Source organism: Micromonospora sp. C97 (assembly GCF_018070385.1).
Classification (GTDB): domain Bacteria; phylum Actinomycetota; class Actinomycetes; order Mycobacteriales; family Micromonosporaceae; genus Micromonospora; species Micromonospora parva.
This window is the reverse complement of the sequence record NZ_JAGPXU010000031.1, coordinates 56,187-79,076: the sequence shown is the minus strand read 5'-3', so window position 1 is coordinate 79,076 and position 22,890 is coordinate 56,187. Positions and strand designations below refer to the sequence as shown.

Annotated in this window: 21 protein-coding genes and 2 tRNA genes; 12 read left to right on the top strand and 11 right to left on the bottom strand. The window is 72.7% G+C overall.

Going from position 1 to position 22,890, the window contains the following annotated elements; genetic code table 11:
• Positions 1–28: 28 nt before the first annotated feature.
• From KBX26_RS28155 to KBX26_RS28140, 4 genes are all read left to right on the top strand, one after another.
• Positions 29–538, top strand: a complete 510-nt coding sequence (locus KBX26_RS28155; RefSeq protein ID WP_030336612.1) for a SigE family RNA polymerase sigma factor — start codon at positions 29–31, stop codon at positions 536–538.
• A complete protein-coding gene (locus KBX26_RS28150; RefSeq protein ID WP_210866766.1) occupies positions 528–1,454 on the top strand; it encodes a hypothetical protein in 927 nt (308 codons plus the stop codon). Before KBX26_RS28155 ends, KBX26_RS28150 begins: the two co-directional genes overlap by 11 nt.
• An 83-nt stretch (positions 1,455–1,537) precedes the next feature.
• Positions 1,538–1,611 (top strand) — tRNA-Met (locus KBX26_RS28145).
• Positions 1,612–1,747: 136 nt separating this feature from the next.
• A tRNA-Met gene (locus KBX26_RS28140) sits at positions 1,748–1,824 on the top strand.
• Positions 1,825–1,941: 117 nt separating this feature from the next.
• Here the strand turns inward: KBX26_RS28140 and KBX26_RS28135 are convergent.
• Positions 1,942–5,724: a S8 family serine peptidase gene (locus KBX26_RS28135; RefSeq protein ID WP_210866765.1), complete on the bottom strand. Its 3,783-nt coding sequence runs from the start codon at positions 5,722–5,724 to the stop codon at positions 1,942–1,944.
• Positions 5,725–5,887: 163 nt separating this feature from the next.
• Between KBX26_RS28135 and KBX26_RS28130 the strand changes: the two genes are divergently transcribed.
• Complete coding sequence (locus KBX26_RS28130; RefSeq protein ID WP_030336617.1) at positions 5,888–6,136, top strand: hypothetical protein; 249 nt, start codon at positions 5,888–5,890, stop codon at positions 6,134–6,136.
• Positions 6,137–6,193: 57 nt separating this feature from the next.
• Here the strand turns inward: KBX26_RS28130 and KBX26_RS28125 are convergent, their stop codons facing one another.
• Positions 6,194–7,513, bottom strand: coding sequence for an ABC transporter substrate-binding protein (locus tag KBX26_RS28125; RefSeq protein ID WP_030336619.1), 1,320 nt, complete (start codon positions 7,511–7,513; stop codon positions 6,194–6,196).
• 138 nt (positions 7,514–7,651) lie between these two features.
• Here KBX26_RS28125 and KBX26_RS28120 point away from each other — a divergent pair, with 138 nt between their 5' ends.
• The 3 genes from KBX26_RS28120 to KBX26_RS28110 all read left to right on the top strand — a co-directional run bounded on the left by KBX26_RS28120 (position 7,652) and on the right by KBX26_RS28110 (position 9,553).
• Entirely contained in the window at positions 7,652–8,485 is an 834-nt protein-coding gene (locus tag KBX26_RS28120) for a phosphoribosylaminoimidazolesuccinocarboxamide synthase (RefSeq protein ID WP_030336621.1), read from the top strand.
• 94 nt (positions 8,486–8,579) lie between these two features.
• A complete protein-coding gene (locus KBX26_RS28115) occupies positions 8,580–9,362 on the top strand; it encodes a helix-turn-helix transcriptional regulator (protein ID WP_210866764.1) in 783 nt (260 codons plus the stop codon).
• Between the two features lie 26 nt (positions 9,363–9,388).
• Positions 9,389–9,553, top strand: a complete 165-nt coding sequence (locus KBX26_RS28110; RefSeq protein WP_307857923.1) for a DUF397 domain-containing protein — start codon at positions 9,389–9,391, stop codon at positions 9,551–9,553.
• A 2-nt stretch (positions 9,554–9,555) separates the two neighbouring features.
• Here KBX26_RS28110 and glpK read toward each other — a convergent pair whose 3' ends face one another.
• Positions 9,556–11,040 carry a glycerol kinase GlpK gene (gene glpK / locus KBX26_RS28105; RefSeq protein WP_210866763.1) on the bottom strand — a complete coding sequence of 495 codons (1,485 nt, stop codon included), beginning with the start codon at positions 11,038–11,040 and terminating at the stop codon, positions 9,556–9,558.
• Between the two features lie 101 nt (positions 11,041–11,141).
• Between glpK and KBX26_RS28100 the strand changes: the two genes are divergently transcribed.
• Positions 11,142–12,080, top strand: coding sequence for a ribose-phosphate pyrophosphokinase (locus KBX26_RS28100; protein WP_030336628.1), 939 nt, complete (start codon positions 11,142–11,144; stop codon positions 12,078–12,080).
• Between the two features lie 135 nt (positions 12,081–12,215).
• On the opposite strand, the gene KBX26_RS28095 is transcribed toward KBX26_RS28100, so the two are convergent.
• Positions 12,216–12,671, bottom strand: coding sequence for an ATP-binding protein (locus KBX26_RS28095; protein WP_210859980.1), 456 nt, complete (start codon positions 12,669–12,671; stop codon positions 12,216–12,218).
• 119 nt (positions 12,672–12,790) lie between these two features.
• On the opposite strand from KBX26_RS28095, the gene macS reads away from it, so the two are divergent.
• Positions 12,791–13,924: a MacS family sensor histidine kinase gene (gene macS / locus KBX26_RS28090; RefSeq protein WP_030336632.1), complete on the top strand. Its 1,134-nt coding sequence runs from the start codon at positions 12,791–12,793 to the stop codon at positions 13,922–13,924.
• Between the two features lie 14 nt (positions 13,925–13,938).
• Positions 13,939–14,586 carry a response regulator transcription factor gene (locus tag KBX26_RS28085; RefSeq protein WP_030336633.1) on the top strand — a complete coding sequence of 216 codons (648 nt, stop codon included), beginning with the start codon at positions 13,939–13,941 and terminating at the stop codon, positions 14,584–14,586.
• Between the two features lie 27 nt (positions 14,587–14,613).
• Here the strand turns inward: KBX26_RS28085 and KBX26_RS28080 are convergent, their stop codons facing one another.
• From KBX26_RS28080 to KBX26_RS28070, 3 genes are all read right to left on the bottom strand, one after another.
• On the bottom strand, positions 14,614–15,186 hold the full coding sequence (locus KBX26_RS28080) for a DUF5709 domain-containing protein (protein ID WP_030336635.1): 573 nt from the start codon (positions 15,184–15,186) through the stop codon (positions 14,614–14,616).
• Positions 15,187–15,322: 136 nt separating this feature from the next.
• Positions 15,323–16,144, bottom strand: a complete 822-nt coding sequence (locus tag KBX26_RS28075) for an ATP-binding protein (RefSeq protein ID WP_210863754.1) — start codon at positions 16,142–16,144, stop codon at positions 15,323–15,325.
• Positions 16,144–17,142 (bottom strand): SDR family oxidoreductase, encoded by a 999-nt coding sequence (locus tag KBX26_RS28070; protein ID WP_036412353.1) that lies wholly within the window; start codon positions 17,140–17,142, stop codon positions 16,144–16,146. Before KBX26_RS28070 ends, KBX26_RS28075 begins: the two co-directional genes overlap by 1 nt.
• 224 nt (positions 17,143–17,366) lie before the next feature.
• Here KBX26_RS28070 and KBX26_RS28065 point away from each other — a divergent pair, with 224 nt between their 5' ends.
• Positions 17,367–18,566 carry a glycosyltransferase gene (locus KBX26_RS28065; protein WP_030336641.1) on the top strand — a complete coding sequence of 400 codons (1,200 nt, stop codon included), beginning with the start codon at positions 17,367–17,369 and terminating at the stop codon, positions 18,564–18,566.
• A 66-nt stretch (positions 18,567–18,632) separates the two neighbouring features.
• Here KBX26_RS28065 and KBX26_RS28060 read toward each other — a convergent pair whose 3' ends face one another.
• The 4 genes from KBX26_RS28060 to aroA are packed head-to-tail and all read right to left on the bottom strand — an operon-like array spanning position 18,633 to position 22,825.
• Positions 18,633–19,487, bottom strand: a complete 855-nt coding sequence (locus tag KBX26_RS28060; protein ID WP_030336643.1) for a hypothetical protein — start codon at positions 19,485–19,487, stop codon at positions 18,633–18,635.
• 59 nt (positions 19,488–19,546) lie between these two features.
• A complete protein-coding gene (gene hisN / locus KBX26_RS28055; protein ID WP_030336645.1) occupies positions 19,547–20,365 on the bottom strand; it encodes a histidinol-phosphatase in 819 nt (272 codons plus the stop codon).
• 28 nt (positions 20,366–20,393) lie between these two features.
• A complete protein-coding gene (gene rsgA, locus KBX26_RS28050; protein ID WP_051708802.1) occupies positions 20,394–21,554 on the bottom strand; it encodes a ribosome small subunit-dependent GTPase A in 1,161 nt (386 codons plus the stop codon).
• A complete protein-coding gene (gene aroA / locus KBX26_RS28045) occupies positions 21,524–22,825 on the bottom strand; it encodes a 3-phosphoshikimate 1-carboxyvinyltransferase (RefSeq protein ID WP_030336649.1) in 1,302 nt (433 codons plus the stop codon). The genes rsgA and aroA overlap by 31 nt, the downstream gene beginning before the upstream one ends.
• Positions 22,826–22,890 lie beyond the last annotated feature (65 nt).

The following is a 22,890-nucleotide window of genomic DNA, read 5'->3' as shown; positions in this document are numbered from 1 at the left end:
GCAACGGGGTGGATGAGGGGGAGCAGTGGTGAGAGATGCGCAGAGCTTCGATGACTTCTACCGCAGCACCGCACGGCGGATGATGCGGTATGGCTATGCGGTGATCGGCGATCACACCGAGGCGCAGGACCTGGTGCAGGAGGCCTACGCCCGGGCCTGGCGGCAGTGGGGGCGGCTGTCGTCGCATCCGGCGCCGGAGGCGTGGCTGCGGCTGGTGGTGTCCCGGCTGGCGACCGATCGCTGGCGGCGGCTGCGCAGTCTGCGGGGCGCGTTGCGGTTGGCCGGGCCACCGCCGACGGTGTCGCCGCCCAACGAGGACAGCGTGCTGCTGGTCCAGGCGCTGCGTCAGGTGCCGGCGACCCACCGGCGGGCGTTGGCGCTGCACTACCTGTTCGACATGCCGGTCGAGGAGATCGCCCACGAGATCGACGTGCCCGTCGGCACGGTGAAGTCGTGGCTGTCCCGCGGCCGGGCCCGGCTCGCCGCGTTGTTGCCCGATCTGGCTGTCGTGGAATTGGAGGCCACCGATGTCGCGTGAACTGTCCGAGCTGTACCGGTCCCTCGCCGCCGACGCTGACGCCGCCGATCTGGGCGTTCCCGAGGTGCTGCGGCACGACACGGACCGTCGGGCCCGGTTCCGTGCGGCCGGGGGAACGCTGGCCGTGGCGCTGGTGGTGGTGGGCGCGGTGATCGGTGCCCAGGTGGTCACCCGGCCGCCGACGTCCGTAGCCGTACCGGCCGGCACGCCGACGCCGACGCCGACGCCGTCGGCGAGCGTGACCGGCGCTCCGTCATCGCCGCCCGTCTCGCCGACGACCCCCGGCCGCTCCCCGGGCACGTCGACGGCTCCGGGTGGTACCGGCACGCAGCCGCCCAGGACGCCGACGAGCATCCCGGACCGGGCGTTCTTCGCGGTTCCGTCGGCCAACCAGACCGGCACCGCGCCGCAGTTTCGCGACGAGGCCGTGCTGCCGGGCCTGTGCGGCGCGGACATCGGGAGCGAGGCGGTCGTGGACCGCCGCACCCGGCTGCTGATCTACAAGCTGCCGCAGACCCCCAAGGGGTACGTCCCGGACGGCACCTACACGCACTCGATCACGATCTACCGGGCCGGGCGCGCCGACGACGTGCTGGACGAGTTGCGGCAGGCGGTGCGGGACTGCCCCGAGCAGAAGCTGCCGGGCGGCGACACGGCGGTGCGGAGTCGACAGCGGCTGCTCCCGGACAGCGGGTTCGGCGACGAGTCGGTGCTGTTCGAGATGCGTAGCGCGGGTCAGGACGTCAACGGCGACCCGACCGGTGTGCAGGACGTTCGGTTGGTCCGGGCGATCCGGGTCGGCGACGTGGTGACCATCCTCTGGGAGCAGGGCTGGGAGGGCACCTCCAGCCAGCGGGCGCAGGTCGACGCGGACGGTCGACGCGCGGTCACCGCCATTCGGAGGTGGCTCGGCTGACCGGGGTGTGCCGGCCGCCAGCCGGCGGATTCGGATGTCGTTTTGCGGGGCCCGGGGGTGGTGCGCTACGGTTAGCGAGCCGACGCGGGGTGGAGCAGCTCGGTAGCTCGCTGGGCTCATAACCCAGAGGTCGCAGGTTCAAATCCTGTCCCCGCTACGAGAGAAACAGCAGTTCGAAGCCCGCCTCCGGGTCACCGGGGGCGGGCTTCGACGTTGCGGGGGTGCCGGGCCGCGGCGGTTGGTGACCCCCACTGATCATGACTGGGACGGATGGGATAGTCTTAACCAGTCGACGCGGGGTGGAGCAGCTCGGTAGCTCGCTGGGCTCATAACCCAGAGGTCGCAGGTTCAAATCCTGTCCCCGCTACCACTGAAAGTGATATGAGTCCGGCCCCCACACTGTGGGGGCCGGACTTGTTTGGTGCCGCTGTGACCCGAGCGTTCCCGGGAGGGGCCGGCACCGTGCAGGCACCGGCCCCGGCGGGTGCTACCGCAGGCCGAAGGCCCGGGTGACGGTCTGGGTGACGCCGCCGCCGTTGCGCTGCGTGGCGGTGACCCGGATCGACACGAAGTCGGCCCGCTGCGGCGCGTTCAAGGACGCCTGCCAGGCGCCCTTTTTCTCCCGCAGGTCCTGCCGCCGCCAGGTCGCCCCGTCGTCGTACGAGATCTCCAGTCGGAGCGACGACACGGCGTCCCGGGCCGCGGTGCTGCCCACCACCACGGGGCTGACCGTGAGGTCCGTTCGGCGCTTCGTCCGACCCGCGAGGTCCACGTCCGTTCCGTAGTCCAGTTGGACCAACGGGATGGCCTGCACCTGCGTGCTGCCGCCGGAGACGAAGCTCCACTCGGTGTGCGTGGCGGTCGAGTACGGGCTGAACTCGGGGTTGCCCGTGGTCTCGACGACCAGTCGGTACGGCAGCTTCTCCGGCGACAGGTCACCCGCGCCGACCTCCGGCCAGCCGTTGAACTGGGTCAGCTGTTTGTCGCCCTGATAGAACGTGGCGATCTGCGACATGCTGGCCCCGCCACTGTGTGCGGCACCCGCGTCGCCGAACCCCTGGATGTAGGCGCTCATGGCGGTCTCGCCCCGGAACGGGATCTCGGTGCTGAGTAGCCGTGGTCGGGTGATGGGCCCGAACCAGCGGTCCTTCTGCACGCTGCCCGGCCGGTAGGCGATGGCCTCCGTGTTGGACCGTGCCCAGTCGGCGACGTCGGCGTACTGCATCCACGTGACGCCGCCACCCGCGGAGACCCAGTCGGTACGCGGCCCCGGCGCGACCGGTTCGAACGGGAACGGGCGTGCCGCCGCGTACTCGTACGGTGGGAAGTCCACCCGCGTCTCGCTGGACTGCTTGCCCGGGGGCGGGGAGAAGGTGAGATCGATCCGGGCGAGGTTGCCCGGGTCGGTCTTGGCCGACGGGTCCTTCGGCACCGCGCCACGGTGGTAGTCCACCAGGTCGTACAGGTACGTGGCCCTGGGGTGGGCGACGACGACCAGCCGGAGCGGCTTGCGGCCGGCAGCGCCGATCTTCTGGATCAACGCCTCGCCCTCGTCCATGGTCACCGAGGCCACCGGGATCGGTCCGGTCGTCACGGCGTCGGGGTTGCCGTACCAGTCGCTCTTGCGGCCCGCGCGGTCGTTGACCACGACGAGCATGGCCGCGCCGGCGGTGTGCGCCGCCGCCGCCTGATCCGTGGGGGTCACCGATTCGTTGCCGCGCACGACCACGGCCTTGCCGCGGGCGGCGAGGCCGGCGTAGTCGGCGGTGCCGCCGGCACCCGCGAAGACGGCGTCCAGGCGCGTGGTGCCGTCGGGCAGCGGCGGGGAACCGGGCTGCGCGAGCGGGTCGTTGAGCTGCTGGCCGGGGTAGCTGATGGCCAGCGGCGTCTGCTCGGCGCGGATCCGGGTGGTGAAGACGAAGCTGCCCTTGCGCACCTTGTTCCCGGTCGGCAGGGCCCACAGGCTGTCGTAGCCGGCACCCGGCCAGAACGTCTCGCGCAGGGCGTTCCAGTCGGTGGGTGTCGGTTCGCTCTCGGTGAAGGAGCGGTAGACGTCGATGCGGCTGTTGACGACGGCGGTCGGCTGGGCTGTCGCCACCTTCACCTGGCGGGCCCGCGCGGCGTCGAGTTCCACCACCCGATCGGTGCTCAGGTCGACCTCGGGAGCGGTCAGCATCGCGAGCCCGAGGGAGCGGGGCCCGTGCAGACCTTCCACGTCCGCCGCCGCGACGACGGTGTACGAGCCGGGCGCGAGGCGGGCGGTGAGCTTTCCGTCCGGCACCCACATGAAGGCCGAACCGGTGTCGGCGTTGACGACCTCGACCTCACCGCTCATGGGTCGCCCGGCGCGGTCCTTCAGGTGGATGGTGAGGTCGTGCTTCTCGGACTCCACGGCGAGCCCGACGGCAGTGTGCACCTCGCCGGCCGCGAACCGGGCCGTGACCTGGGCGGAGTACCTGCCGGCGGGGAGACCGGCCGGGGCCACCACGACGTCGGCGGTCGCGCTCGCCCGGGCGGGCACCGTGAGGCGCTCGGCGGTCGCCGTGAACGTCCGCGCGGGGGAGGCGCCCTGGTCGACGGAGAGCGTCAGAGTGATCGGGCTGTCCGTGGTGTTGGTGTAGGTGATGGTCCGCCTGATCGGCTGTGGGGTGCTGCCCGGCGACCACCCGACGAGTCCGGCGTCCACCGACCCGGTCGCGATGACCTGGTCCTGGTGGTAGGCGGCGGCGACGTTCAACCGACCGCTGCCGGCCTGGTAGGCGTCGTAGTCGGGCGTGCGGACGCTGGTGCTCATCAGCGCGTCCTTGATCTGCCGCGCACTCCAGGTCGGGTGCTTCTGGGCCAGCAGCGCGGCCGCCCCGGCGACGTGGGGCGCCGCCATCGAGGTGCCGCTGTCGACGTAGTAGTAGCCCTCACCCCAGGAGATGTGCTGCGAGCGGGCCGCCAGCACGTCCACCCCGGGAGCGGTCATGTCGGGCTTGAGTGCCTCGTCGTTCATCCGGGGCCCGACGCTGGAGAAGCCGGCCAGGTGGTCGGAGGTGTCCACCGCGCCGATGGTCAGCGCGGCGTCCGCGGTGCCTGGGGCACCGAGGGTGTACGGATCTGGTCCGCTGTTGCCGGCGGCCACGACGAAGAGCGCACCCGTCTCGGCGGTCAGCTGGTTGACGGCCTGGCTCAGCGGGTCGTCCTGGGTGTGCCACGCGCTCACGCCGAGGCTCATGTTGATCACCTTGGCGTGCTCGGCCCGCGCCGCCCACTCCATGCCCGCGATGATCCCCGAGATGGATCCGCTGCCGTACTCGTCGAGGACCTTGCCGATCACCAGGTCGGCGTCGGGTGCCACCCCCCGTTCCCGGCCGCCGGAGGCTGCGCCCGTCCCGGCCACCGTGGAGGCGGTGTGGGTGCCGTGCCCGTTCCGGTCGATCACGTCCTGGCCGGGGATGAAGCTCCGGGAGGCCACCACCCGGTCGGCCAGGTCCGGGTGGGTGGTGTCCACCCCGCTGTCCAGGACGGCGACGCGGACCCCGTCGCCGGTGCCACCCGCGGCCCACGCCGCCGGAGCGCCGACCTGGGCGGTGGTGTCGGCCAGGCTGGCCGTCGCCTTGCCGTCGAGCCACACCTTGTCGATGCCGGCGGTGAAGGAGGGCGCCGAGGTGGCAGCGCTGCGGGCGGTCGGTGACCGCCCGTCGGTGAGGGCCGACCAGAAGTCCGCGGCCTGTGACCGGCGGGTGCGGATCGCCTCACCCCGCACGGAGGGAAGCTGCTCCGTGGTCTGCGTGCCCGGCAGCGTGGTCGCGGTCCTGAGCTTCGCCGACCCCGTCGTACGGGTGACGATCAGGGGGAGTTCGGCGCTCCGCGCGTCGTCGTAGCCCTGGGCGATGAGCTGGGTGACGTCGAACAGCTGCTTGTCGAGCCGGCCGGTGGCGAGGTAGGGCACCGCCTCGTCCGGGTAGACGTAGGTGTCCCGGCCCTCGGTGGAGATGCGTACGGAGCCGGTGGCGCCGGGCGCGCGCTTGACGTCCACCGAGGGAGTCGCACCGGGCCGGCCCGGGGTCACCGTCACCCGGTCGCCGGTGATCAGCGTGACCGTGACGGGGGTGCGGTCCGCGGCACCGCTCGGAGCGGGTTTCGTGGGCGGTGCCGGTGGGGGCGGCGGGGCGCCGTGCGCCGCGGTGGGGGTGAGGAGAGCGGCGACGAGGGTGACGCCGACCGCTGCCGCCGCAGATCTTCGGGTGCGAGAGATCCGCGCACTGTCTACAGAGTTGACCATGAGGCGAATCCGATCACCTCAAGACATTCATGTAAAGATCATCATCTTTGCCGGGGCGTTGCGAACAGGTTGCGCGCCGGCCGGAGTGTTCCGGACATTCCGCTCCCGGGAAATCCGCGTGGACCGACGTGCCGAGGTTGCGCCCTTCGGCGAGGATGGGCACATGTCTTCATTCGGTAAGTGGTGGGGCCGCCTGAGCGCGGTCTTCGGTGCGGTCGTACTGGCGGTCTTCGTGCCCGTGGCGGCCTGGGCGTCCACGGGCACCGGCGAACTCGTGGTGGAGGCCGCCCGGCGGCGTGGCCGCAGCGGGTTCGGGGTGCTGCCCCTGCTCTGCTGCCTGGTGGTGGTCGCGATCGTCGTGTTCCTGGTGCTGCGCCTGATGCGCAACCGCCGGGGTGGCCCGCCGCGCTGACCGGGTCGGCGGCCCCGACGGTCACCGGCGGCCGGTCCCGGGACCGGCCGCCGGTGTTCACACCGCCAGGGCCGCGATGGCCTGGGACAGGAAGCGGGCGGTGGCCTCGCGGGTGCCGTCGCGCTTGACCCGGATGCGCTCGGCGGCGGTGACCAGCAGGGTGCGCACCTTGGCGTGCCCCTTCGGCGGCGGCGCGGGCGCCGGCCCGAGCAGGTCGGCGATGCTGGTGCCGAACGCGGCGGCACGTCGCTGGGCCGCGTCGGTGATGCTGCCCTCGGCGTAGCGGCGCACGGCGGAACTGGCGTTGAGCCCACGCTCGTGACCGAGGACGGCACCGACCTCACCGTTGTTGGTCAAGAAGTTGATGACGTCGGCGACCGTGTCCGGGTGGCGGGTGCCCCGGAACGCCGCCCAGTACATCGACGCCCGTGCCCACTGGGCGCCCGGCGGGCCGGGGAAGCCGACGATGCCCAACTCCGACTCGGTGAGTCGTTGCAGCTCCGGTAGCTGGTGCGACCAGGCGAAGGACGCGGCGGTCGCCCCGCTCACCACCAGCTGTCGGGCCGGCTCGCCGCTGTCGGCCTGCTCGACCAGCGCCGCGCTCGGCGTGGCCCGTGCCCGGCGAGCCCGCTGCCACAGCTCGAACCACGCGATCAGCTCGTCCGCGCCGAAGCCGAGCTGGTTGCCCCGGTAGAACTCGCCACCCTGCGCCCGCAGCCAGAGCCAGAGCGCACGGTAGTCGCCCGACCCGTCCATGGTGCCGGCCACCCGCCGGTCGCTGACCTCGGTGACCTCGGTGGCCCAGGAGATGTAGTCGGCCCAGGACATCCCGGCCCGTGGCTCCGGCACCTGCAGCTCCCGCAGCAGGTCCCGGTTGAACACCACGACGGCGTGGGTCTGCCCGGCGGCCACCGCCATCGTCCGCCCCTCCACCGTGCCGTAGCGGATCAGGCCCTCCGGCAGGCCCCGAAGATCCAGGTGCCGGTCGGTGAGGTCGAGGATGACCTGACGTCGGGTGTACTCCGTCAGCATGGCGTCGTCGATCTGGATCAGGTCCGGTACGTTCCCGCCGCCCGCCTGGGTGGCCAACCTGTCGTAGTAGCCGTCGGCGCCCTGCCAGGTGACCCGGAAGGTGACCCGGGGGTTGCGGGTCGAGTACAGCTGGAGCGCCTTCTCGGTGAGCGCGGCCCGGTTGGCGTCACCCCACCAGAAGACCGACAGCTCGACGGGCCCGTCCTGGGTCGAGGTGGCGGCTCCGTCGCTGCAACCCGCCAGCCCGCCGGACGCGAGCAAAGGCGCACCGAGCAGCGCGCTGAGCAGTCGGCGCCGGCCCGGGTCGGCGCCGAGGCGGTCGAGCGGGGGTCGAACAACGGGCACGGCGCTCTCCTGGACCTACGGGGGTGGCGGTCGGACCATTCACGCAGGCAGCGCACGAAGGTGTCAACGTCCGTCCGGTCACCCTCGGCCGGGTGGTCGAATCTGGGCCTTCCGCTGTCGCGTGGTGTACTAGGGCGCGTGGAACTTCTGCACTCGGGCAAGGTCCGGGACGTCTACGCCGACGGCGACGACCTGATCCTGGTGGCCTCGGATCGCATCTCGATCTACGACGTGGCGCTGCCGACGCCGATCCCGGACAAGGGTCGCCTGCTCACCGCGCTCTCGCTCTGGTGGTTCGAGCAGCTCGCCGACCTGGTGCCGAACCACGTCATCTCGGCCACCGACGTGCCCGCCGAGTTCGCCGGGCGGGCCATCCGCTGCCAGCGGCTGGACATGGTCCCGGTCGAATGCGTCGCCCGCGGTTACCTGACCGGTGGCGGCCTGCGGGAGTACGAGCGCACCGGCGCGGTCTCCGGCGTACCGCTGCCGCGAGGGCTCGGCGAGGCGTCGATCCTGCCTGAGCCGATCTTCACGCCGTCGAGCAAGGCGCCGGCGGGCGAGCACGACGAGCCGATCACGTACGACGACGTGGTGGACAAGGTGGGCGCGGCCACCGCCGAGCGACTGCGGCAGATCACCCTCGACATCTACCGGCGCGGTGCCGAACTGGCCGCCGACCGGGGCATCCTGATCGCCGACACCAAGATCGAGCTGGGCTGGGCGCCGGACGGCACGCTGGTCCTCGCCGACGAGCTGCTCACCTCCGACTCGTCGCGGTTCTGGCCGGCCGAGTCGTACCAGCCGGGGCGGGTGCAGTTCTCCTACGACAAGCAGTACGTGCGGGACTGGGCCACCGGCAGCGGCTGGGACAAGCAGCCCCCCGCCCCGGACGTGCCGGCCGAGGTGGTCGAGGCGACCCGGGCCCGCTACGTTGACGTCTACGAGAAGCTCACCGGTAACCGCTGGGACTGACCGGGATACCGCGCTTTCCCCGTACCTGCTGGACCTGACCGTCATCACCGTCGAGGATGGACCCGTCACTCTTCGTGGAGTCTGGGGCGGTCGGATGAACGGCGACATGTGGATCAGGGCGCTCAAGGCGGCCCGGGCCGGTGCGGGTGTCTCGCAGGAGGCCCTGGCGGAGCTGATCAGGTGGAGCCCGTCCACCATCGCGGCTATCGAGACCGGGCGGCGCCGGCCCACCCCGCAGTTCGCCGAGGCGGCGGACGCGGCGCTGAACACCGGCGGGCTGCTGGCCGAGCTGCTGGCGGTGGCGGCCCGGCAGGAGTCGCCGGCCTGGTTCGCGCCGTGGCGGGCGATCGAGGCCGAGGCGGTCGCCCTCCGCACCGTTCAACCGTCGCTGGTGCCGGGCCTGCTCCAGACCGAGGCGTACGCGCACGCGGTGCTCAGCGCCCAGGGCACCCACACCCCGGAGCAGGTCGCCCAGCTGGTCGCCGGCCGGCTGGCCCGCCAGGAGCTGCTGACCGGCCCGGCCCCGAAGCGGTTCACCGCGATCGTCGACGAGACCGCGCTGCGCCGCGTGGTCGGCGATCGGGACGTTCAGCTCGCCCAGTTGGAACGGCTGGTCGAGTTGGCCACCCTGCCCCACGTGCGGCTCTACGTGATCCCCGCCGGGGTGGGCGCGCACCCCGGGCTGGCCGGCGGCTTCGTGCTGGCCAACCTGACTGACGGCGACGAGGTGGCCTACGTCGACGGGGTCTTCGGTCAGATCGTCGACCGGCCCGACACCGTGGCTACCATCAGGACGATGTGGGACACGCTGCTGGGCGAGGCCCTGCCGGCGAGCGTGTCCGTCGAGCTGATCGGAAAGCTGGTGAACGAGCTGTGAACTCCGCCCCCACCCCTCGGTGGCGCGTGTCGACCCGGAGCGGCAACGGCGGCGACACCTGCGTGGAGGTGGCCGACAACCTGCCGGGTCAGGTGCTGGTCCGCGACTCCACCGACCGCGCCGGTGCCGTTCTCACCTTCGCGCCGGCGGCCTGGCGCGCGTTCGTGGCGCGGGTCCGCGCCGGCCGCTGAGGTCAGTCCACCCAGTCCAGAGTGCGCCGCACGGCCTTGCGCCACTGGCGCAGCTCCTGATCGCGCAGCTCCGGGGCCATCGCCGGCTCCCACTGCGCGTCGGAACGCCACTGCGCCCGCAGGGTGGCCAGATCCGGCCAGAAACCGACCGCCAACCCGGCCGCGTACGCCGCACCCAGGCAGGTGGTCTCGGTGATCCGGGAACGGACGACAGGCACGTCGAGCACGTCCGCCAGGAACTGCATGAGCAGGCCGTTGGCGGTCATGCCGCCGTCCACCCGCAGACGGCGCAGCGCCACATCCGAGTCGGCGTTCATCGCGTCGACCACCTCGCGGGTCTGCCACGCCGACGCCTCCAGCACCGCCCGCGCCAGGTGCCCCTTGGTGATGTAGCCGGTCAGGCCGGCGATCACCCCGCGGGCGTCGCTGCGCCAGTGCGGGGCGAACAGCCCGGAGAACGCCGGCACCACGTAACAGCCGCCGTTGTCGTCGACGGTGCGGGCCAGCTCCTCCACCTCGGCCGCCGAGGAGATCAACCCCAGGTTGTCCCGCAGCCACTGCACCAGTGAGCCGGTGACCGCGATGGCACCTTCCAGGGCGTACGCCGGTGGTTGGTTCTTGATCCGGTAGGCGACGGTGGTGAGCAGGCCGTGGGTCGACGGAACCGGGCTGGCACCGGTGTTGAGCAGCAGGAAACTGCCGGTGCCGTAGGTGCACTTCGCCTCGCCCGGCTGGAAGCAGGTCTGCCCGAACAGGGCGGCCTGCTGGTCGCCGAGCGCACTGGCCACCGGCACCCCGCCGAGCACGCCGGTCGCCGAGCCGTACACCTCGGCGGAGGAGCGGATCTCCGGGAGCATCGCCGCCGGCACGCCCATGGCGTCCAGCAGCTCCGGGTCCCAGTCGAGCGTCGTGAGGTCCATCAGCATGGTCCGGCTGGCGTTCGTCACGTCGGTGACGTGCGCGCCGGTCAGCTTCCAGATCAGCCAGCTGTCCATGGTGCCGAAGAGCACCTCGCCGCGCTCGGCGCGCTCGCGCAGGCCGTCGACCTCGTCGAGCAGCCAGCGCAGCTTCGGCCCGGCGAAGTAGGTGGCCAGCGGCAGGCCGGTGCGGGTCCGGAACCGCTCCTCGCCGTACGCCGAAGCGAGCTCGCGCAGCAGCGGCCCGGTCCGGGTGTCCTGCCAGACGATGGCGTTGGCCACCGGGCGGCCGGTGGCCCGGTCCCAGACGACAGTGGTCTCCCGCTGGTTGGTGATGCCGACGGCGGCCAACCCGGACGCGTCGGTGCCGGCGGCCCGCAGCGCCTCGGCGACCACCTGCTGGACGTTGTCCCAGATCTCCTCGGCGTCGTGCTCCACCCAACCCGGTCGGGGGAAGACCTGCCGGTGCTCGCGCTGGGCCACGGCGACGATGTCCCCGGCCCGGTCGAAGACGATGCACCGCGAGGAGGTGGTGCCCTGGTCGATGGCGGCGACGTACTGGGGGGTCACCGCAGCACCGTACCCGGACGGCGGAGTGGCGCGACAGGCGTCGCTGTGGGTTCCGGCCCACCGCCGTCGGCTGCCGTCCGCGTCCCCTACGATGTGCGAACGTGCGCGACATCGCAGTTTTCAGTGGAACCGCCCATCCCGACCTGGCTGCCGAGATCTGCGCTCACCTGGGAGTGCCGCTGCACCCGGTGCGGGTCTCCCGGTTCGCCAACGACTGCCTGGAAGTCCAGTTGCAGGCCAACTGCCGGGAGCGGGACGTCTTTCTGATCCAGCCGCTGGTGCCGCCGGTGCAGGAGCACCTGGTCGAGCTGCTGCTGATGATCGACGCGGCTCGGGGCGCCTCCGCCGGTCGGATCACCGTGGTGCTGCCGCACTACGCGTACGCCCGCTCGGACAAGAAGGACGCGCCGCGGATCTCGATCGGCGCCCGGCTCGTCGCCGACCTGCTCACCTCGGCCGGGGCGGACCGGGTGCTCGCGATGACCCTGCACTCGCCGCAGGTGCACGGCTTCTTCAGCGTCCCGGTGGATCATCTGCACGCGCTGCGGGAGCTGGCCACCCACTTCCGGCGCTACGACCTCAGCAACACCGTGGTGGTCTCACCCGACCTGGGCAACGCCAAGGAGGCCGCGGCCTTCGCCCGGCTGCTCGGCACACCGGTGGCGGCCGGGGCGAAGCAGCGGTTCAGCGACGACCTGGTCAAGATCAGCGCGGTGATCGGTGACGTGACCGACCGGGACGTCATCGTGCTGGACGACGAGATCGCCAAGGGCAGCACGGTGGTCGAGTTGATGGAGCATCTGCGCGGCCTGAAGGTTCGGTCGATCCGGCTCGCCTGCACGCACGGCCTCTTCTCCGGCGACGCGTTGCAACGGCTCAGCGACCAGGACGGCGTCCTGGAGATCGTCTGCACCAACACGGTGCCCATCCCGGACGCCAAGCGGGTCCCCAAGTTGCGGGTCCTGTCGGTGGCCCCCGCCCTGGCCGAGGCGACGCGCCGAATCCACAACGGAGAATCCGTCTCCGCCCTCTTCGCCTGACCCACCCCGTCTCCCCGCCCTGCTCTTCCCCGCGATCTTGCGGTTTGTGTCGCCGGGATGAGTGGTTTCGGGTGATTCGCCGCGACAGCAAGTGCAAGATCGCGTGCGGGTGGGGTGGGGCGGGGTGGGGTGGGGTTAGTGCGGGGTGGGATTTTGGGTGGGTAGGCCGGTGGTGATGCGGACTGTGGTGCCGGCGGTGCCGGTGGACACCTCCATCGCGTCGGTCAACTCGCGGGCCAGCCAGAGCCCCCAGCCGCCGGCGGTGTCCGGGGCCGGCCGACTGCGGTCGCCCAGTCGCTGCGGGCTGATCCCGCGCCCGTGGTCGGCGATCTCGCAGACCAGCACACCCGACTCCTGCCAGAGGCGCAGCCAGCCGCGCCCGCCGCCGTGGCGCACCGCATTCGTGATCAGCTCGTTGATCGCGAGCACGAAGTCGTCCAGCCGCTGGCCCCGCAGGCCCGAGGCATGCGCGCAGGAGGCGACCGAGTGTCGAATCTCGGTCACCTGAGCCTGGTCAAAGGCGTCGGCGATCAGGAGGGCAGGTTCGATGGGCACAACCGTACGCGGTGCGTGCGGATCTGCGTTCGTCATGGGCCCGTCCCGGCGGCGCATCTCGGAGTATTTCGCGGCTTTTCCACCGTACGTCAGGGTTTCCCGAACCGCACTCGCTGATCGCCGGGCGGCCGAACCGTTGTGGCATCCTGACCGCCATGCCGTCGCCGCCGGGTGGATTCGAGGTGCCGCTGTGGCGTGCCCTCACCGTGTTCAGGCTGGCCTCCCTGGCGTACGTCTGCGCGCTCGCGGTGCGCGACGCAGACCGGTACGCCCACCCGTACGCCGTCGGCGCCCTGATCCTGCTGATGATCACCTGGACCGGGGCGACCGCTGTCGGGTACGCCCGACCGTCCTGGCGGCGCTGGCCGCTGCTGCTGGCCGACCTCGCGGTGGTGGTGGCCATCGTGCTGGCCACCCCGTGGGTGGTCGGTCGGACGGCGCTCACCCACGGCGTACCCACCCTCGGGGTGGCCTGGATGGCCGGCCCGGTGCTGGCCTGGGCCGTCTCCGGCGGCCGGCGGCGGGGCACTGTCGCCGCGCTGATCGTCGCCGGAGCGGACCTGGCCACCCGGGAGCGGATCGGTCAGTCCTCGTTCACCGGGGTGATCCTGATGCTGCTCGCCGGAGTGGTGGTCGGGCACGTGGCCCGGCTGGCGGCGAGCGCCGAGGAGCGGCTGCAACGCGCCGTGGAGCTGGAGGCCGCCACGCGGGAGCGGGAACGGCTGGCCCGGGGCATTCACGACTCGGTTCTGCAGGTGCTGGCGCTGGTCCAGCGGCGCGGCGCCGACCTGCCCGGGGAGGCCGGCGAGCTGGCCCGGCTGGCCGGTGAGCAGGAGGCCGCACTGCGCACGCTGATCACCGGTGCCAGCCCGACCGCCGCGAACCTCCCGGAGGGGGGCGAGGCGGTGGACCTGCGGACCCTGCTCGGCCGGTACGCCTCGGCGACGGTGGCGCTCTCCGCCCCGGCCACGCCGGTGCCGCTGCCCCGACAGGTGGCCGGCGAGTTGGCGGCGGCGACCGGTGCGGCACTGGACAACGTGGGACGGCACGCCGGTGGGCGGGCCTGGGTGCTGATCGAGGACGAGGGGGAGACGGTGACCGTGTCGATCCGTGACGAGGGGCCGGGCATCCCGGACGGCCGGCTGGCCGAGGCGGCCGCCCAGGGGCGGCTCGGGGTGACCCAGTCGATCCGGGGCCGGGTGACCGACCTGGGCGGGACGGTGCGGATCGTGTCCGCACCCGAGGCGGGCACCGAGATCGAGCTGAGCGTGCCGAGGTCGGCGCGGTGAACCAGATCCGGGTCATGGTGGTGGACGACCATCCGATGTGGCGGGAGGGGGTGGCCCGCGACCTGACCGAGGCCGGCTTCCTGGTGGTGGCGACCAGCGGGGAGGGGCGACAGGCCGTTCGGGTGGCCGCCGCCGCCCGGCCCGACGTCGTCGTCCTCGACCTGCAACTGCCGGACATCTCCGGCGTCGAGGTGATCCTGGGGTTGCGCACGGCGCTGCCCGCCGTACGGGTGCTGATGCTCAGCGCCAGCGGCGAGCAGCAGAGCGTGCTGGACGCGGTCAAGGCCGGTGCCACCGGTTACCTGGTGAAGTCGACAGCGCCCGCCGAGTTCCTGGAGGCGGTCCACCGCACCGCGGCCGGCGAGGCGGTGTTCACCCCCGGCCTGGCCGGACTGGTGCTCGGCGAGTACCGCCGGTTGGCCGCCGGACCGGGGCGGGGGAGCGCCGGCGCTGCCGAACCCGCGACGCCCCAGCTCACCGAACGGGAGACGGAGGTGCTGCGGCTGGTGGCGAAGGGGATGTCGTACAAGCAGATCGCCCAGCGGCTCGGCCTGTCGCACCGCACCGTGCAGAACCACGTGCAGAACACCCTGGGCAAGCTGCAACTGCACAACCGGGTCGAGCTGACCCGGTACGCCATCGAACGCGGCCTGGACGACTGAGCGGACGGACGTCAGATCGAGCGGACGTCAGACCGAGCGCGGTGGCTCCGTCTCGTGGATGGCCAACTCCTCGGCGGTCGCCCCGCCGCCGGCCGATCCGGCGTCGTACGCCACCGAGTCGGTCTCCTGGTCGGTGTGCGACCCCTCGTCCGGTTCCACCAGCCGGCCCACAGTGGCGTCGGCCACCGTGCCGAGCTGACCGTGGTCGTACAGCGAGACCGGCGAGTTCGGGTCCGAGGTGGGCCCGGGATCCATCACGTCGGCGTCCAGCTGGGCCTCCGCCGCGGCTTCCAGATTGTCCGCCTCGAAGGCGATCTTCGGGTCGATCGTGCCGGCCAGCGGATCGTCCGCCGGGCGTTCGTAGACCTCACGGTCGAGCTTGTAGTCCAACGACTCACCGTCGAGCTGCTCCTCAGCTGTCGTTCCGAACCGGTCCACCGCCACCGGCGTCCGGTCGCCGGGCAGCTGGGCCGGGTCGGGGCCGTCCGCCTCGCGCCCGGTGAAGACGTCGTCGTTGGCGGTCGAGTCGTCATCGGCGGTGTCGGGCAGCCCTTGCGCCTCGGTGTCGGACACGGGGGTCGGGTACTCGTTGTCGCGCATGTCTGATCACTACCCGCTGCCCTCCCGCCGTAACCGGGTGACCCTTCGGCGAAACGGCACCGAACCGGGCGTCGACGGCGAAAGCCCGGGGCCGGCAGCGCGTACCGGCCGGCGAGGTACGCCGCGATCAGCTTGGTCAGAGGGCCTCGTCGTCCGGGTGCAGCACACACCAGACGACCTTGCCGTCCCCTACGGCGCTGCTGCCCCAGCGACGGGTCACCGTGTCGATCAGCAGCAGGCCCCGGCCGCCGGCCCGGGACGGCGGGGAGATCCCGGCGAACGTCGGCCGGCGCGGGGAGTGGTCACGAACCGCCAGGTGCAGGGTGGTCTCCTGGGGTGCCAGCCGAACCGTCATCGGGGTCTGGGCATGGGCCACCACGTTGTTGACCATCTCGGTGATGGCGATGCACGCCGGATCGGCGAGCGTCGGCATGCCCCAGCGCTCGCAACCGGTGTTGACCAGATCGCGGGCCTGCCGGGCGGCTCCCACCGTCGGGGCGAGTTCGGCGGTGAGCACCGCCGCCAGTGGTGTCGTCGCGATGGCGGCCAGCGCGCCGTCGAGCGTCGGCCAGGCCGGCACGCCGTCGAGCGCCGAGTCCGAGTGGGCGGGCCCGGCGGCTGCGGAGTCCGGTTGGGCGGGCCCGGCGGCCGTCGGGTCACACAGCAGCAGATCCGCGGCGGGCCAGTCGGCGACCTCCCGGCGAATGTCGGCGAAGATGCCCCGACCGGCCGGCTCGACGAACCGCAGACCGGTCACGTCCGCCACCACCGGGCCGGGGCGGTCCGCGAGGCGGGTGAGCAGGGCGCCGCGTACCGCCTCGGCTCCGGCGGCGTCGAGCACACCGGTCAACCGGACCACCGCCGACGACTCGTCGACTTCCACGAGACAGCTCGCCATGATCGCCCCATTGTGCGCGCCGGTGACGGTCGGCGCATTCTGACGCTCGACGTCCGCCATCAGCGGTCCGACCGGGAGCGGCGGTTGATGGCCGCCAGGGTGCCGACGGCGGTGCCGGCGGCGGCCAGACCGAACGCGGCGGTCATCCGCACCAATTGCCGGCGTCGACCGTGCCAGCCGCCGTCCTGGCGCGCCTGAGCGTCGGCGTGGAACACGTTGCCGCTGCTGTCCACGCGGGCGCCCGGCCCGAACTGGGTTCGGTGCGCGTACCAGCCGAGGGTGCGCTCCACCAGCGCGGGCGCCAGCCGCCACTGCAGGCCGATCAACCGGGCCGCGCCACCGGCGTACGCCTCGCGGCGCGGCCGGCGCAGCAGCCGGACGATGGTCTCGGCGACCACCTCCGGCGGGTAGATCGGAGGCGGCGGCACCAGCTCCCGGCCGCTGTGATTGCCGGTGTGCCGGAAGAACGGGGTGTCGATGGTGGCCGGCAGCACGGTGCAGACGGAGATGTGCCCCCGGCCGGTGACCCGCAGCTCCTGACGGACGGTGTCGGCCAACCCCCGGATGCCGTGCTTGGTGGCGTTGTACGCAGACTGGTACGGCATGGCCACCTCGGCCAGCACCGAGGCGTTGTTGACCAGCACACCGCCACCGGCGGCGCCGAGGTAGGGCAGGGCCGCCTTGATGCCGTGCACCGCCCCGAGCAGGTTGACCTCCAGCACCCGGCGGAACTCGGCGACCGGGATCTCGTCGAACAGACCCACCGCGCTGACCGCGGCGTTGTTCACCCAGGCGTCGATCCGACCGAACTCGGCCACCGCCTGTTCGGCCAGCCGCCGCACCGACTCCAACTCGGTCACGTCGGTCGGTACGACGAGCGCCTGACCGCCCAGCTCCCGGCAGCGCTGCGCGACCTGTCGCAGGGCCGGCTCACTGCGGGCGGCCAGCACGACGGCGGCACCCCGGCGGGCCAGTGCGTAGGCGGTCGCCGTGCCGATCCCGCTGGACGCGCCGGTGATCACCACGGTCGAATCGTCGAGACTGCGGGTCAGCGGCATTCCTGAGCGGTACCCCCGGCCGGACCTGGTCACACCAGCGACAGGTTGTCGATCACCATCGAATCGTGCGGTCGGGTGTCACCTGTGCTTGCTGTGGCGCAAGTGTCGGTGGCAGTCGGGCGGACTCTTCCTGATCTGCCAGGTTTCGACTCAGCGTCGCGGGGTTAATGGGACGCTCTGACCGGGAGGACCACCGCCGAGGAAAGATCGCAGGGAGGTGACCCATGCGCGTCGGCCTCGTCTGCGCGCACGCCAGCTCATACCGCCACGCCGACGGCCCACCGGTCGGCACTCGACAGCACATCGCCAGGGTCGCCGCGGAACTGACCGAGCGGGGCCATGACGTCCGGCTCTACGTCCGCCGGGACGACCCGGCGCTGCCGGCGACGATGAACGTCGACGGCTACCAGGTGCACCACGTGCCGGCCGGCCCGCCCACCGCACTACCCACCGCCGAGCTGATCCCGTACGTGACGGAGGTCGGCCGTTGGCTGGCCGACGAGTGGTCCGGTGCCTGGCGGCCCGAGGTGGTGCACGGGCACTACTGGGTCGGCGGCCTGGCCGCCGCACACGCCGTTCGGGAGACCGACATCCCGGTGGTGCAGACGTTCCACTCGCTCGGCGTCGAGCAGCTGCGTCACCTGGGCGGTCACTACGACGGGCCGGGGCAGCGGATCACGCTGGAACGCGCGCTGACCCGGGCCGTCGACATCGCCGTGGCCCAGTCCAACGACGAGGTCGACGAGCTGACCCGGATGGGTCTGCAACGCAGCTCGGTCGCGTTGGTGCCGGCCGGCGTCGACATCGACCTGTTCCATCCCGACGGCGAGGCCGCGCCGCGCGAACAGCGGCCCCGCATCCTCTCGGTGGGCTCGCTCGCCGCCGGGCACGGCCAGGAGGACCTGATCCGGGCGATGCGGCTGGTCGGCGACGCCGAGTTGGTGATCGCCGGTGGGCCGCCGGCCGACCAGTTGGCCAACCACGCGGAGGCGCGCCGGCTGCGCGAGCTGGCCGAACAGATCGGCGTCGTCGACCAGGTGCGGCTCGTCGGGGCGGTGCCGCACGACCAGATGGCCACCTGGTACCGGTCGGCGGACGTGGTCGCCTGCACGCCGCACTACTCCTCGGCCGGGCGGGTCTCGCTGGAGGCGATGGCCTGCGGGGTGCCGGTGATCGGCTACGCGATGGGCGGCCTGGCGGACGCCGTCGTCGACGAGGTCACCGGCCGCCTGGTGCCTCCCGGTGACGTACGCGCGCTCGGCGTGTCGCTGCGTCGGCTGCTCGCCGACAACGCCGGCCGGTTCGCGTACGGACACGCCGCGGTGGACCGGGTGCGCAGCAGCTACACCTGGGAGCGGACCGCCGGTGCGTTGGAGCGTCTCTACGAGCGGGTGGTGAGCCGGCGCAAGCCGGTCGAGGCCTGAGCGGGGCGGTGCCGCGACACCCGCGGGCGCGGTGTCGGCCCGCCCGGCCGGGCCAGCGGCGGCCGGTCAGCCGGTCCGGCCGGCACCCACCATGGCGGGGTCCCGCCGGGGAGCCACCGAACGGTGCTGCTGCGGTTCGGCGTACCGGGTCAGGCCGATCACCGCGGCCAGGGTGACCAGGAAGCCGGCCGCGGCCAGCCACTCCCGCCCCGGCCAGATCTTGTCGTTGAGCAGCAGCAGGCCGACGATCGCGGCCGGCACCGCCCCGGCGGCGTCCATCGCGGCGACAGCGGCGGTCGTCGAGCCACGCTGCATGGCCAGACCGAGCAGCAGCTGACCGACGATCGAGTGGACGATCAGCAGGTAGAACAACGGGTTGACGAGGAACGCCTCGGCGGACGGCGCGGACGCCAGAGGCCGGGCGGCGACAGCTGCCGAGCTGAACGCCAGCCCGGCCAGGGAGCCGAGGGCCACCGAACCCGGTGCCCCGTGCAGCCGTACGGCGAAGACACCGAGCACCGCGATCACCCCGAGCGCCACCAGCAGGGCTATCGAACCGGCGGTGCCGAGCTGCTTCGACGGTGCCGGCCGGGCGGACAGCACCAGCGCGGTGATCCCCGCGAAGAGCAACGCCAGCAGCACCACCTCCGCCGCCGGCAGCCGCCACTTCAACACCAGCACCCCGAGGATGGCGGTCACCCCGAGCCCGGCGGCCACGCTGGCCTGCACGAGGAACAGCGGCAGGTCCCGTCGGGCCAGGAAGGCGAGCACGAAGCCGCCGATCTGGCAGCCCAGGCCGACCAGGTACGTCCGATGCCCGGCGAGGCGCAGCAGCAGACCCGGATCGAAGGTGTGGTGGACAGTGGTGCGGGCCGCCGCCACCGACTGGAGCAGGTTGGCGAAGCCGTACGCGACGATCATCGCCGCGAGGAAGCACCAGCCGGAGGAGACCACCTGGCGAGGATAGAGGTTGCCGGGGGTCAGCGCGCGGCTGGTCGATCGAGGCGGGTGAGGATGTCGGCGTGCAGCACACCGTTGGTGGCCACCACGCTGCTGTCGGTGCCCGGGGCGCCCGCCGGGGCCGGTCGACCGGACAGATCAGTGACCGTGCCACCCGCCTCCGTGATGATCGGCACCAGCGCCGCCACGTCCCACAGCGACAGCTCCGGCTCGGCCATCACATCCAGTGCCCCCTCGGCCAACAGCATGTAGCCGTAGAAGTCGCCGTACGCCCGGCTGCGCCAGCTGTCCCGCATCAGGTCGAGCACCGCGTCGAGCCGGCCGGCCTGCTCCCACCCGTCCAACGATGAGTAGCAGAAGCTGGCGTCCGCGACCCCACGCACCGCTGACACACCGATCCGCTCGCCAGCCGTGGGGCCCGGCCCGGCGTACGCGCCCGCGCCCGCGCTGGCCCACCAGCGTCGTCCGAGCGCCGGTGCGGACACCACACCGACCGCCGGCCGGTCGCCGTCGTAGAGCGCGATCAGGGTGGCCCAGATCGGCACGCCCCGGACGAAGTTCTTGGTGCCGTCGATCGGGTCGATGATCCACCGGCGGCCGTTCGCGTCGGCGGACGGCTGTGCGCCGTACTCCTCACCGAGCAGCCCGTCGGCCGGCCGGTGCTCGGTCAGCAGGGCGCGGATCTCCCGCTCCACAGCGGTGTCCGCGTCGGAGACCGGCGTCAGGTCGGGCTTCGCCTCGACGCGCAGGTCGAGCGCGCGGAACCGGGCCGTGGCGATGGCGTCGGCCCGATCGGCGAGCAGGTGGGCGAGGGCGAGGTCGTCGGCGTACCCGGTCATCCCGGCAACCTAGCCCACGCCCGTCGGGTCACTCGTCGGGCCCGCGCCGGTCACCCTCGCCCGGCCCGCGCTGGTCACTGTCGCCGCGCGAGTCACCCTCGCCGGCGCGGGAGGCGAGCAACCGGCGGTACGAGGCCAGCCGGCGCGGGTCCGCCTTACCGGCGGCCACCCAGGCGTCCAGCCCACACTCGGCCTCGTCGGCCGTGTGCGGGCAGTTCGGTGGGCAGTCGACGGTGCCCTCGACCAGGTCCGGAAAGCCGTGCAGCAGGCTGTCGGCCGAAACGTGCGCCAACCCGAAGCTGCGGATCCCGGGGGTGTCGATGATCCAACCCGGGTCCGTGTCGACCCCGGGCACCGGTGGCAGCCGCAGCGCCACCGCGCTGGTCGAGGTGTGCCGGCCCCGGCCGATCGCGCTGACCACGCCGACCGCGCGCAGCGCGTCCGGCACGAGCCGGTTGACGAGCGTCGACTTGCCCACCCCGGAGTGTCCGACCAGCACCGACACCTTGCCGCTCAACAGCGCGCGGAGCGCGTCGAGGTCGGAGTCGGGGCGGTTGAGCACGTACGGCAACTCCAACTCGGTGTAGTAGCCCAGCACCTCCTCCGGCCCGGCCAGGTCGGCCTTGGTGAGGCAGAGCAGCGGCTCCACGTCCGCGTCGTACGCGGCCACCAGGCAACGGTCGATGAACCCGGTACGCGGCGGCGGGTCGGCCAACGCGCTCACGATCACCAACTGGTCGGCGTTGGCCACCACCACGCGTTCCAGCCGACCCTCGGCGGTGGTCTCGTCGTCGTCGGCGGTGCGCCGCAGCACCGAGCGGCGCTCGGCGATCCGGACGATGCGGGCGAGTGCGCCCTCCGCGCCGGACGTGTCGCCGACCAGGCTGACCCGGTCACCCACCACCACCGACTTGCGGCCCAGCTCGCGGGCCCGCATGGCGGTGACAGTGGGCAGCTCGGCGCCGACCACGCCGCGCTCGGCCCCGGACAGCACGCAGGTGTAGCGCCCCCGGTCGACGGCGATGACGAACCCGTCGACCGCGTCGGCGTGCTGCGGGCGGGTGCGCGTACGCGGGCGTGACGACTTACCGGGCCGGACCCGTACGTCGTCCTCGTCGTACTCCCGCCGTTTGGTCGCCAGGACCTTCCTCCGTCGCGTCAGCTCTTGCCGGTCACCATCGCTGACCATAGTGCCGGGAACTCGGGCATCGTCTTGGAGGTACACCCCACGTCGTCCACCTCGATGCCCGGAACGGCGAGCCCGGCCACCGCGGCGGCGTGCGCCATCCGGTGGTCGTGGTAGGTGCGGAAGAGCCCGCCGCGCAGCGGACGGGGCCGGATCTCCAACCCGTCGGGGGTCTCGGTGATGTCCGCGCCGAGCCCGCCGAACTCCCGCGTGAGCGCGGCGAGCCGGTCGGTCTCGTGGCCCCGGATGTGCCCGACGCCGGTGAAGACCGACGGTGAGTCGGCCAGCAGGGCCAGCGCGGTCAGCACGAGGGTCAGCTCGCCGACGTCGGACAGGTCGGCGGTCAGACCGTGCACCACGCCGGTGCCGCGCACGGTCAGCCCGTCGGTGGAGAGGCTGACCTCGCCGCCCATCCGTTGCAGCAGCGAGCGGAGCTGCTCGACCGGCTGGGCGCTGCTGTGCGGCCAGCCCTGCAGGGTCACCTCACCGCCGGTGACCAGGGCGGCGGCGAAGAACGGCACGGCGCCGGAGAGATCCGGCTCGACGTCCCAGCCGCGCCCGGTGAGCGGGCCGGGCTCGACGGTCCAGACATCGGGGGTGCTGTCGTCGACCGCCGCGCCGGCGGCCCGCAGCATCTGCACCGTCATCCGCAGGTGCGGCGCGGACGGCACCGGCGGGCCGACGTGGCGCACCACGACGCCCCGGTCGAAGCGCGGGGCGGCCAGCAACAGCCCGGAGACGAGCTGGCTGGAGGCGGACGCGTCGATCACCACCTCGCCCCCGGTGACCCGGCCGGTGCCGAGCACGGTCAGCGGCAGGCTGCCGGTGCCGGTGACGTCGATCCGGACGCCCAGCGAGCGCAGCGCGTCGACCAGCGGGCCCAGCGGCCGGGTGCGGACGTACGGGTCGCCGTCGAAGCTGACCTGCCCGTCGGCCAGGCCCGCCACCGGTGGCACGAACCGCATCACGGTGCCGGCCAGCCCGACGTCGACGTGGGCGGGGCCGACCAGGGGGTGCGGTCGGACCAGCCAGCGCTCGTCGTCGCTGATCGACACGTGCGCGCCCATCGCCCGCAGGCCGGCGGCCATCAACTCGGTGTCCCGGGCGCGCAGCGGCCGGGCCAGCGTCGACGGGCCGGCAGCCAGCGCGCTGAGCACCAGGGCGCGGGCCGTCATCGATTTGGAACCGGGCAGGCGCAACGTCGCTGCCACCGGGTCGGATGCGGTCGGTGCGGTCCACGGCTGCGGCGGCCGGGTCGCTGTCAGGTTCCCCACGGTTACATTCTGCCGTGTCGTCGGGGGTCCGGCGGCACCCGGCGCTCGTACTCCCGGTTGGCGGG

Bases quoted from the DNA above. Each gene is read 5' to 3' on its own strand.
- rsgA (WP_051708802.1), bottom strand. From the start codon at position 21,554: ATGGTCAGCGATGGTGACCGGCAAGAGCTGACGCGACGGAGGAAGGTC.
- KBX26_RS28130 (WP_030336617.1), top strand. From the start codon at position 5,888: ATGTCTTCATTCGGTAAGTGGTGGGGCCGCCTGAGCGCGGTCTTCGGT.
- KBX26_RS28135 (WP_210866765.1), bottom strand. From the start codon at position 5,724: ATGGTCAACTCTGTAGACAGTGCGCGGATCTCTCGCACCCGAAGATCT.
- KBX26_RS28095 (WP_210859980.1), bottom strand. From the start codon at position 12,671: ATGACGAACGCAGATCCGCACGCACCGCGTACGGTTGTGCCCATCGAA.
- KBX26_RS28085 (WP_030336633.1), top strand. From the start codon at position 13,939: ATGGTGGTGGACGACCATCCGATGTGGCGGGAGGGGGTGGCCCGCGAC.
- KBX26_RS28075 (WP_210863754.1), bottom strand. From the start codon at position 16,144: ATGGCGGACGTCGAGCGTCAGAATGCGCCGACCGTCACCGGCGCGCAC.
- KBX26_RS28115 (WP_210866764.1), top strand. From the start codon at position 8,580: ATGAACGGCGACATGTGGATCAGGGCGCTCAAGGCGGCCCGGGCCGGT.
- KBX26_RS28150 (WP_210866766.1), top strand. From the start codon at position 528: ATGTCGCGTGAACTGTCCGAGCTGTACCGGTCCCTCGCCGCCGACGCT.
- KBX26_RS28065 (WP_030336641.1), top strand. From the start codon at position 17,367: ATGCGCGTCGGCCTCGTCTGCGCGCACGCCAGCTCATACCGCCACGCC.
- hisN (WP_030336645.1), bottom strand. From the start codon at position 20,365: ATGACCGGGTACGCCGACGACCTCGCCCTCGCCCACCTGCTCGCCGAT.
- KBX26_RS28070 (WP_036412353.1), bottom strand. From the start codon at position 17,142: ATGCCGCTGACCCGCAGTCTCGACGATTCGACCGTGGTGATCACCGGC.
- KBX26_RS28080 (WP_030336635.1), bottom strand. From the start codon at position 15,186: ATGCGCGACAACGAGTACCCGACCCCCGTGTCCGACACCGAGGCGCAA.
- macS (WP_030336632.1), top strand. From the start codon at position 12,791: ATGCCGTCGCCGCCGGGTGGATTCGAGGTGCCGCTGTGGCGTGCCCTC.
- KBX26_RS28060 (WP_030336643.1), bottom strand. From the start codon at position 19,487: ATGATCGTCGCGTACGGCTTCGCCAACCTGCTCCAGTCGGTGGCGGCG.